At 55.7% G+C, this 8,711-nt stretch carries 10 protein-coding genes; 2 read left to right on the top strand and 8 right to left on the bottom strand.

All coding sequences use genetic code 11. The features are described 5' to 3' along the window. Positions 1-232 precede the first annotated feature (232 nt). From ACT3R4_RS17960 to ACT3R4_RS17950, 3 genes are all read right to left on the bottom strand, one after another. Positions 233-634 carry a hypothetical protein gene (locus tag ACT3R4_RS17960; RefSeq protein ID WP_441680202.1) on the bottom strand — a complete coding sequence of 134 codons (402 nt, stop codon included), beginning with the start codon at positions 632-634 and terminating at the stop codon, positions 233-235. A 71-nt stretch (positions 635-705) separates the two neighbouring features. After that, the gene (locus ACT3R4_RS17955) at positions 706-1,704 is read right to left on the bottom strand and encodes a phage late control D family protein (RefSeq protein ID WP_441680201.1); all 999 of its coding nucleotides are present in this window, start codon (positions 1,702-1,704) and stop codon (positions 706-708) included. Then, positions 1,701-2,144 carry a phage tail protein gene (locus tag ACT3R4_RS17950; protein WP_441680200.1) on the bottom strand — a complete coding sequence of 148 codons (444 nt, stop codon included), beginning with the start codon at positions 2,142-2,144 and terminating at the stop codon, positions 1,701-1,703. Before ACT3R4_RS17950 ends, ACT3R4_RS17955 begins: the two co-directional genes overlap by 4 nt. A gap of 85 nt (positions 2,145-2,229) precedes the next feature. On the opposite strand from ACT3R4_RS17950, the gene ACT3R4_RS17945 reads away from it, so the two are divergent. After that, positions 2,230-2,628 (top strand): hypothetical protein, encoded by a 399-nt coding sequence (locus tag ACT3R4_RS17945; RefSeq protein ID WP_441680199.1) that lies wholly within the window; start codon positions 2,230-2,232, stop codon positions 2,626-2,628. Here ACT3R4_RS17945 and ACT3R4_RS17940 read toward each other — a convergent pair. Genes ACT3R4_RS17940 through ACT3R4_RS17920 form a run of 5 tightly spaced genes read right to left on the bottom strand, consistent with a single transcriptional unit; the run spans position 2,625 to position 7,445 of the window. Next, positions 2,625-5,213: a phage tail tape measure protein gene (locus ACT3R4_RS17940; protein WP_441680197.1), complete on the bottom strand. Its 2,589-nt coding sequence runs from the start codon at positions 5,211-5,213 to the stop codon at positions 2,625-2,627. The genes ACT3R4_RS17945 and ACT3R4_RS17940 overlap by 4 nt on opposite strands. 1 nt (position 5,214) lies before the next feature. Next, positions 5,215-5,340, bottom strand: coding sequence for a GpE family phage tail protein (locus ACT3R4_RS17935; RefSeq protein WP_441680196.1), 126 nt, complete (start codon positions 5,338-5,340; stop codon positions 5,215-5,217). A 26-nt stretch (positions 5,341-5,366) separates the two neighbouring features. Further along, the gene (locus ACT3R4_RS17930) at positions 5,367-5,684 is read right to left on the bottom strand and encodes a phage tail assembly protein (RefSeq protein WP_441680194.1); all 318 of its coding nucleotides are present in this window, start codon (positions 5,682-5,684) and stop codon (positions 5,367-5,369) included. 54 nt (positions 5,685-5,738) lie between these two features. After that, positions 5,739-6,251, bottom strand: coding sequence for a phage major tail tube protein (locus ACT3R4_RS17925; protein WP_441680192.1), 513 nt, complete (start codon positions 6,249-6,251; stop codon positions 5,739-5,741). Between the two features lie 9 nt (positions 6,252-6,260). Then, positions 6,261-7,445, bottom strand: coding sequence for a phage tail sheath protein (locus tag ACT3R4_RS17920; protein WP_441680191.1), 1,185 nt, complete (start codon positions 7,443-7,445; stop codon positions 6,261-6,263). A gap of 166 nt (positions 7,446-7,611) precedes the next feature. Here ACT3R4_RS17920 and ACT3R4_RS17915 point away from each other — a divergent pair, with 166 nt between their 5' ends. Beyond that, the gene (locus tag ACT3R4_RS17915; RefSeq protein WP_441680189.1) at positions 7,612-8,700 is read left to right on the top strand and encodes a hypothetical protein; all 1,089 of its coding nucleotides are present in this window, start codon (positions 7,612-7,614) and stop codon (positions 8,698-8,700) included. The last annotated feature ends 11 nt before the right edge of the window (positions 8,701-8,711 follow it).

Genomic DNA, 8,711 nt, shown 5'->3' with positions numbered 1-8,711 from the left:
GTTTTGTTAACACGGAGCAGTTTAAGGGAGTGGTGGTGAAGCAGGCGAGGTGTTGGGCTTTGTAGGTAATTGCTTACAAGGTATGTCGTTTTTCGCTTACATTAACCGGCTGATTTTTTTGAGATACTAGTGATGTCGCTTGGAAGCACGTGGGACGGACTCCGCCTCGCCAGAAGGATGCGGCAATAGGATGAGCCACGGCCATGGATGGCTGGATGTACTTAGAAATTTATTATGATGGACTAGAAATTTCACTGCTTTCGCCTTGGATATAGGGAGAGCAGCCTTTAAATTTTATAATTCGTTTCGTCACTTTCTTACCTGCACCACCAAGTCCAAATGAAATACTTTCGCCTTTTTCACCTGTTAGGCCCGCATTAGCTTTGCCACTTATATCATAATACTCTTCTATTTCAACTTCTTCTGCACTATCAATTCGCCTTGCGATAGCAAGCTCTTGTTCTACTTTCGCCTGAGCCAGAAGTGCTCTAGCTGTAAGTTCGGATCTTACTGCTTCCTCATCAAGCTCAGCTGTGGGTAGCTTTTCCGTAGCGTCGTTATTTATTTTCTCGACGATTTTTTTGATACCGAGCTCAATTAAGGCAATCGATGGATTTATAAATAATGGGTTCATAAGGTCACTTATTTTAGTTTAAATTAGTAGTTGGACTATAGAGTAATGCTGAAAGCTAAACAATATTAGATCTAATGCAAAAAATGCTTTATCCCACATTTTATCTGCGTCCCAAACCCACCATCATTCAGGCTATGGGTAACCTCACTCACTACCCACGCCGTAGCATCAATCTCGGGCTTGTAGCCATTCACGGTTAACGGTGTCTCCGGCAATATCTCCGCCCGCCCCCGTGCCAGCGTCAACTCAAACTCTGCCAGCCCACGTTGAATGCGTTGCCATTCACTACGGGCGGCGGCTAGGGCGTCGTCTTCCGTGGCATAGGTAGGCCGCAGCTGCTTGGCGTTATCGTCCGTGCCGGCCAACACTGTTTTACGCTCTGCGCCCCGGGTGTCATTCCAGCAGGCCTTTACCCCGCTGTAGGCGTCGCGATCCGTCACGCTATAGCGGTGCTGGTCGCCGTCGCGGCGGGAGAGGGTAATAGCGGGCATGGCCTGGCCGCCAGCCGTGAGTGCTTCACCTGCCGTGGTAAACAGCATGCGCCCGGCTTTGATAGCGGCAATGGCATCGTGCCGTTCGCCCAAACGGGTGAGAAAATTCAAGTCGGACTCTTCGGTTTGGTCGATATGACCAATGCGGGTGCCGTTCAGCACGGCGGCCACCACTGGCTCTAAACTGTTGCGGCCAGCAATGGTTGTGACGATCTCGCCCAGGGTGAGATCGTGCCAGCTTTGGGTACGCTTGCCGGGCAACTGGCCGCGCATGTCCGCCGAGCGGGCGCGGATGGTGAGCTGGTCTGGCATGCCGGTGTGCTGCACTTCATCTACCGTAAAGCTTCCCTTATCCATCAGCCCTTCATCCTGCCAGCCAAAGGCCAGCTGCAGCTCGGCGCCTCGCGGCGGAATGGCAAGCTGGCCATCGTGATCGGTCAGCACAATATCCAGTTGGTCCGCTTCCAGCCCGCGCTGCTCGCGTAGCGTCAGGCTGATGAGTCGGCCGTTAATGCGTGGGGTAATGTCGGTGCCCGCCAGGGTGATGCGGTAGCTGGGTTTGGGGTGGCGTTGGTTCATACATATCCCCCGGCCAGGCGCGCCACGGTGGGCAGGGCTAGGCGACCGATCAGGTCGGTGCGTTCGTCATCAACGTGCTCAAGCGTGAGATTAAATTCGATCTTCTCAGCCGCTCCATCGCGGAAAAAGTGGCTGCTGGTTTCTTCCACGCGGGTGATCACCCATAAGCCGTACTGGCGGCCGGTGCCTTCCACCAATGGCCAGGCGTTGCCCTGGTTCGCCATCTCGCGGATCTCATCCAGGCTAAAGCGCCCGCCGGTAAAGGTGGGTAGTAGGGTGCCAGAAAGGGTGATCGTATCTTCGCCGGGGCCTACAAACTGGTAGGCGGGACGTTCTCCCACGCGGGATTGGCTGGCGTGGCGCCACTCGGTGATGCGCTTCAGTTCCTGATAAGGCACGCTACGGGTTTCAAACACAAACATGCCAAGGGCCATCAACATGAAAAATCTCCTTAATCGTTTTCTCAAATGGCGGGAGGCGAACAAACAAAGGCCACACCCTAAAACCGAACTGTCCAGTAGATTTATGGGCCAATTCATCCTTGGCTTTGGTCTTTTTGGAGCTTGTATCAGCGTGCTATCGCGTCATTTTTCGCCCACCAACGAAGTGTTTATGGAAACGGTGAAAAGCTTCGACGCTTCAGCCTACGTAGCCATTGCGATGGTCATGATTGGCTATATCAAAATTCGCCAGCCGAAAAGCCAGTCATTGGCTTTGGCTGCGCTCTTCTGCTTACTGATGGCGGTGTCTTCCCAGCTTGTAGGTCTAATGCCCACCGATATCCTTTTCGACTCCGATAGCCTTGTTCATCAGACCTTCATCTTCGGCCCGATTTCACTGATGTTCACCGCGCTGTATGGCATTACGTTCAATCTAGGTGCCATGGTGTTCCAGTCGGTCGAAAGCGATAAAACAGAACATTAATCCAAGTCCCGCATTGAGGAGCGCTGCCGTGCCTGGGCATCACGCTGGGCATTGGTAATGGCTCGCTGCACTTCTTGCGCTACGTATTGGGCAAGCTGCTGTTCGTTCATGCCCGGGGCGGGCGTTACGTTGATATTGATATCGCCCATGGTGAAGCCGCTGCCTGCTTGGGCACTAGGGGCGTTCAGCGGTGGACGGGTATCAAATTGAATAGGCGCGTGCTGCTCAATGCTGGGCATGGCCGCAGCAGGTAGGGCGGCGGCACCCAGTGCCAGCCCGGCACCGGCACGGGTGACGCGGCGGGCTATTTCTTGCACGCGTCGGGCGGGCTCGTCGCGTTGGGCGTCCAGCCCGGCGTTCAGGCCATCTACCGTGTAGCCGCCAAGCTGGGTAAACACACGGGAGGGGCTGTTGATATCCAGCACATCAGCGAACCAGCCGCGCACATTGCCGGCCATGCCCGTTACCCGCTCGCGCAGCTCGCCCAATTTCCCGGTTAGCCCGCCTATCAGGCCGTTCACCATGGCGCTCCCCAGTGAGCTAAACTGCTCGGGGATCTGTACGCCCAACGCAGCAAGCGCGTTGGTAATGCCCCGGTACAACAAACCAAGCGGTGACCAGTTCATCAGCAGCTGCGCCACCGCGCCAATCCCTTCGCCAAAGGCGGCCTGCACTTGCTGCCATAAGCCTTGAAAAAAGGCCTTGATGGGTTCCCAGTAGCGGTAGATCAGGTAAGCCGCCGCCGCAATGGCGGCGATGGCAATGCCAATCGGGTTGGCGAGCAGGAACATGGATACTGTACGGAACACACTGCCCAGCCATAGAAACGCCTTGCCCGCCATCAGTATCTGCGGGCCTACCAACGCCATGCCGTAGCGCACCATGGCGATAGGGCCGAGAATGGAGGCGAGCATTAGCGTTAGGGCGCCGCCAGCGGTGGTGAGTACGGCCAGCGTGCCAGCGACTTTGGCAATCGTGCCCGCGAGCTCGGGGTTGGCCTTGATCCAGTCACCGACCGCGACCGTAATTGAGGTGATGCTCTGCACCAGATCGCGGAGCGGGCCTTCATTGGTATCCGTGATGGCGATGCCAATTTCGGCCCAAGCGCTTTGGAGCTCTTTCAGATCGCCGCCAATGTTGTCGGTCATGGTGGCGGCCATGCGGGCGTTTTCGCCAGCGTTGCTCTGCAAGGCTTCTATGAGTTTGTCTAAATCACCATCGGCCATGCCGTTAACTAGCTCGGTCATGCCTGAACCAGCTTCTGCTCCGAAGATTTTAGAGAGAATGTTGCGACGCTCGACGTTGCCTAGATCCCGTGTGGCGTTGTTGATGTCCCGGAGGATATCAGGCATGGCGCGCATATTGCCGTTGGCGTCTTCTACCTGTAGGCCAAGCGCTTCCATGTGTTTGCGTCCTTCGGCAGCAGGCCCCGTTAACCGGTTTGTCATGGCGCGCATGGTGGTGCCCGCTTGGCTGCCTTGAATGCCGATATTACCCAGTAAGCCTGACATGGCTGCGGCTTGTTCCATGGTGAGCTTGAGGTCTTCTGCGCCGCCCAAGTACTTCATGGTATCGCCGAGCATTTCCAGGCTCACGTTGGCTCGGCTGGCGGTGCCGGAGAGGATATCCGCGACGCGGCCCATGGCGCCGTCTTCTTCCATGTCGATCTTGAAGGTGCCCGCTATGTTGGAGGCAATATCCGCAGCACGGCTTAGCTCGGTGTTATTGGCCAGCGCTAGATCCAGCACGTCGCGCATCGAGGCGCGGATTGCTTCGCTGCTCATGCCTGCACGCAGCAAAAACTCTTGGCCACCGCCTACTTCGGCGGCGCTAAAGGCGGTAGAGCCACCCAGTTCTCGGGATTGTTGGCGTAATGCCTGGTAGCGCTCGTCGTCTGCTGTAAAGCGGCCAACCGCCTGCAGCGTACTCATCTGCTCGCCCCAGGCAACGCCGGGTGCCAGCAGCCGTGCCCCGCCATACAGTGCTGCGCCGCCGCTGGCCACCATGCCTGCACCGGTACCGGCCATGCTGCTGCGCATGCTCATGGCGCGGTCGTACTGGCCTCGGGCACGGGCAGCGTTACGCTGCTGTTCGGCCAGGCGTTTTAGGCGGCGCTGCTGTTCTTCCACCGCGTGGGTGGCTTGACGCATATCGGTATTGAGGCGGCGCTGGTCACGGGCAAGGTCAGCAGTGCTCAGCCCATTGTTCTGCAGAACGGTACGCAGCCGCTGCAGCTTTTGGCGTTCATCATCTGAGCGTTGGCTGAGCGTACGCGCCTGGGCGATGGCCTTTTGCCGTTCTGCCCTCAGCGAGGCGGTGTCACCTTCGTGGGTGCGCATCTGTTGCGAGAGGCGGCGAATACGCTCTTGCTGTTCGCGTAGAGCGTTGGTGGTGTCAGTAGACTGGCGTGTCAGCGTGCGGAAGGAGTTGACGTTCTTTTGCGTTGCCTGCAGCTGCTTCAGGCGGTCGCGGTTTTCCCGCATGGCTTGAGACGCGCCCTGGGAGGCGCGGTCAATCGCCCGTAGCGGGCGGGTGGCTCTATCAACCGCATTAAGTACAACCTGAAGCTTTAAATCCCGCGCCACGCTAGCCTCTGCTTTCCGATGGTGTGCTGCGCTTGCGCGCTCGTTCGCGCCACGCCATCAATTCCCGCAGGCTGAACGTGGCGCACTCTTCCGGCGACCAGTGGAAGACGATAGCGAGATCCGCCATCGCGTCTTCCACGCAGCCGGGCAGGTTTATTCGGTCACTCCCCTGGCCCGCTTCGTCAGCAAAAAACCGGCGATTTCACCGCCGCATTGCACAAGATCCGCCGGGTCCATCTGGCGCACTTCGGCAGCGGTAAGTGAAGGGGAGGAAAGGCGCGGGATCAGGGTGATAAGCGCATCGGTTTGCATCTGCAGTACATCGGCCAGCGAAACGCCGCGCAGCTCGCCAGACTTGGGCTTGCGCAGGGTGATGCTGTCAATGGTCTGCTCGCCACGCTTGAGGGGTTCGTCCAGCTCGATGGGATCAGTGGCGTTTGGGTTCTTGGTCTCGGTTTTGGTTTGGTCCATGCTGTTTCTCCGGTGCGGTTTGATGTTTGGCGTTAGTAACCAGGTGGAGTGGGATTAAATACCCAGCCGGCGGCGGCGGGCTGCTAGGCGATCTTCGCCGTTCACCTTGAATACGCCGTTCACTAAATCGATCTCGATTTTCTCGGTGCCATCGATGGTGAGCTTGTAGTAGCTGAGGGTGCTGGTGACCTGGTGCTCGGTGTTCTCGCCTGCCTGGGCATCGCCCATGTCGATCTCGGTGTGGCGGCCGCGCATGACCACTTCGACGGCAGAGGCCTCGTCAATATCGTCGCGCTCGTAGCTGCCGGTCATGCGCAGCATGTCGGCATCGATGCGGGAAGAGCCGAAGTTATCGAAGATGGATTCCACCAGCCCGCCTACCTTCCACTGGCAGGTCAGCAGGCCGTCCTGACCCATATCGATACCCACAGCGCCGTCCATACCGCCGCCGCGCCACTCTTCTATCTTGCGGGTGAGGGTGGGCAACGTGACGGCGCCCACAATGCCCTGCCAGCTGTCGCCGTTGCTAAACAGGTTGAGGTCTTTAAGCTTTTTAGGGAGTGCCATAACGTGCCCTTACGCGATGGCCGCAACGCGCTCGGCGAAGTCGGCAAGGTAGGAGTCGGTAATGCGCTGCTGAAAGCCCAGGTCTTCAAGCGGCGGTACCGGTGTGTAGTCGTAATCGATGCGCAGCTTGCCGGCCTTGAGCGAGGTCTGGGTGTTCAGGTCCTCGTTCAGCCAGGCGCTGGCATCGACAATCAGCCCCAGGGTTTTCAGCTCGCGGAACTTGGCGTTCAAGCCTTCGATAATGTCCCGCGCAAGCGAGGCGTGCAGAGGCTTGTCTACGGCCCACAGGTGGGCTTCCGCCACGGTATCGGCGAGGATCTGCGCGGTGCGGGTGTAGTTCTCAAACGGAAACAGGCTTTCTGGCCCGGCGCAGGTGCGCGAGCCCCAGAAGCGGTAGCCGCTCTGGTTAACCAGGGTGGTGACATCGGCAGCGTTCAGCAGCCCGGCATCGGTATCTGGCGATTGCAGATCCCAGAACACGTCTTTATTGATGCCGGTAACGCCGTTAACCACCACGTTACTCAAGGTTTTGTGCCAGCCCACGGTTTGGTCCAGCTTGGCGCGCAGGCCGAGCGCGATGGCCACAGGGCTGATATCCAGCGTTTGCGCATCGTCGGTATCGAACGCTTGCCACTGGGGCCAGATCACCATCAATTCACGGGCACCAAACTCATCGCGGTAGGCGGTTACATCAGTGATGGTTTCGCAGCCGTGAGCGTACACATAACCAAAGGCGCGCAGCCGCTGCAGCATGGAAACCATGGCGGTGGCCACTGGCTGGGTATCCAGATACGGCACGCCAATGATTCGCGGCGTCACGCCCAGCTTCTGCTTGGCGGTAAGTAGCGCTTGCAGCCCAGTGCGCTGGCCCAGCTCGGTGGTGGTGCCAATTACGTTGGCGGTGGTTTCGTCGGCATCAAGGCCTTCTTCTACTCGCACCACCACGATGATGGGCTTGGCCTGCTGGCCGATGGCGGTGAGGGTATCTTTCAGCGTGCCTTGGGTGCCCGCTTTGCCAATGGCGGTATCCACATTGGTCACCAGCGCGGGCTGGTTGAGGGGGAAAGTAGTGGCGTCCGCATCGGCAGCGGTGCAAACCACGCCAATCACCGCTGTGGAGACGGTGCGGATGGTACGCGTACCGTCGCTCACTTCAGCAACGCGCACGCCGTGGTGGTATTGATCAAGTGCCATGGTGGCTCCTGCGCAGGTTCACTGGTCTTGTAAAGAGAAGGGTGAATTCACGCAGGTATCGTGCGGGGGCTTGGGAGAGGGTGGTAGCGGCGGTGGGTGTGAGTGGGGTGGTTTACACCGTGGGTGTGGTAAGGTTCGAGAAAATGACTGCTAAGGGAATATTGGGATGAAGAATTGGTGCAGAAAATACTATACCAATGTCATTTTGGTGGGGTTAGTTGCTGCTGTAGGTGGTGTCGCAGCATATTTATACATTGATCAATTTGGTTCTAATGGCTTCTCGAAAAAGTCAGAAGACTGGGCGAATTTTGCTACTTATATATCAGGAACCGTTGGTGTGGCGGCGGTGGTAGCCACGCTGATTGCTTTTGTGATTACGTTGAGGCAGCAGCAGGCTCTGATAGATAGCCAGGATAAGATGATTGCTAAACAAGAAAAACAGATTAAATTAACCAAAAAGCAATTGAGTAATGAAAAGCTTAGCCGGGAGGTAGAGTTTGCTTATCAAGCATCTTTAAATATTTTCCCAGTGCTGCTGAAGTCAATTGATAAAAGGCTGGTGAAGGGTGGTATTAATTTTTACGATAATGAAAGCGGTTCTTTTCGATTGTTTATAAATCCTCTTGAGTACGATAGTGGTGGGTTTATAGATAATAGTGAAGGTATTTATTTTGCTAATGGGATCAGGATTCAGCGTTTATTGTTAAATCTTAATGCTTTTGAAAGCTTTGGGGGTAGTTGCTTTGAACGTCTTCATAGTTATGATTATGGTGTGGACGTTTGTATAAGGCGTCGCTTTGATAGACATGAGTTTTGGAGATTGTCCTATGCAATGATGATGTGGATCAAAAACAGTCGATTGATAGTTTATGCTGACGTTATTGATTCAATTCATAAGGTATTTAAGAGAGTAGATGAGGTGACCTCTTTTGCAGTAGAAAAGGTTAGATTAAATAAGGATTTAAAGGGCTTTTTAGAGGTTCGAATGGATGAGCCTATAGAGCATCTTGCTGTCAGAGATGAGCAGTCTTACAGTGTTAGTTATAAGCTTTTGGCACTGTGCTACCATGCCTTTCTTCTTGGAATGCATTCGGAGAATTTATATTTAAGTAAGGTGGAGTATTTGGATTTTCCAAAAAATAAAGAGCAGCTTCTCCAGTGCCGGTTGGATAGAGCCCCAATGGGATACTTGGATGTGTTAAATAATTGGTATGAAATAGGTGCTTTTTTGAGAGAAAAAAAGCCTGCTTCTTGACAGGCTTTTAT

Origin of the sequence: Halomonas sp. AOP7-E1-9, from assembly GCF_052376035.1 — a bacterium.
GTDB lineage: Bacteria > Pseudomonadota > Gammaproteobacteria > Pseudomonadales > Halomonadaceae > Vreelandella > Vreelandella citrativorans.
The sequence above is the reverse complement of the archived record's forward strand: the minus strand, read 5'-3'. Positions and strand labels throughout refer to the sequence as shown.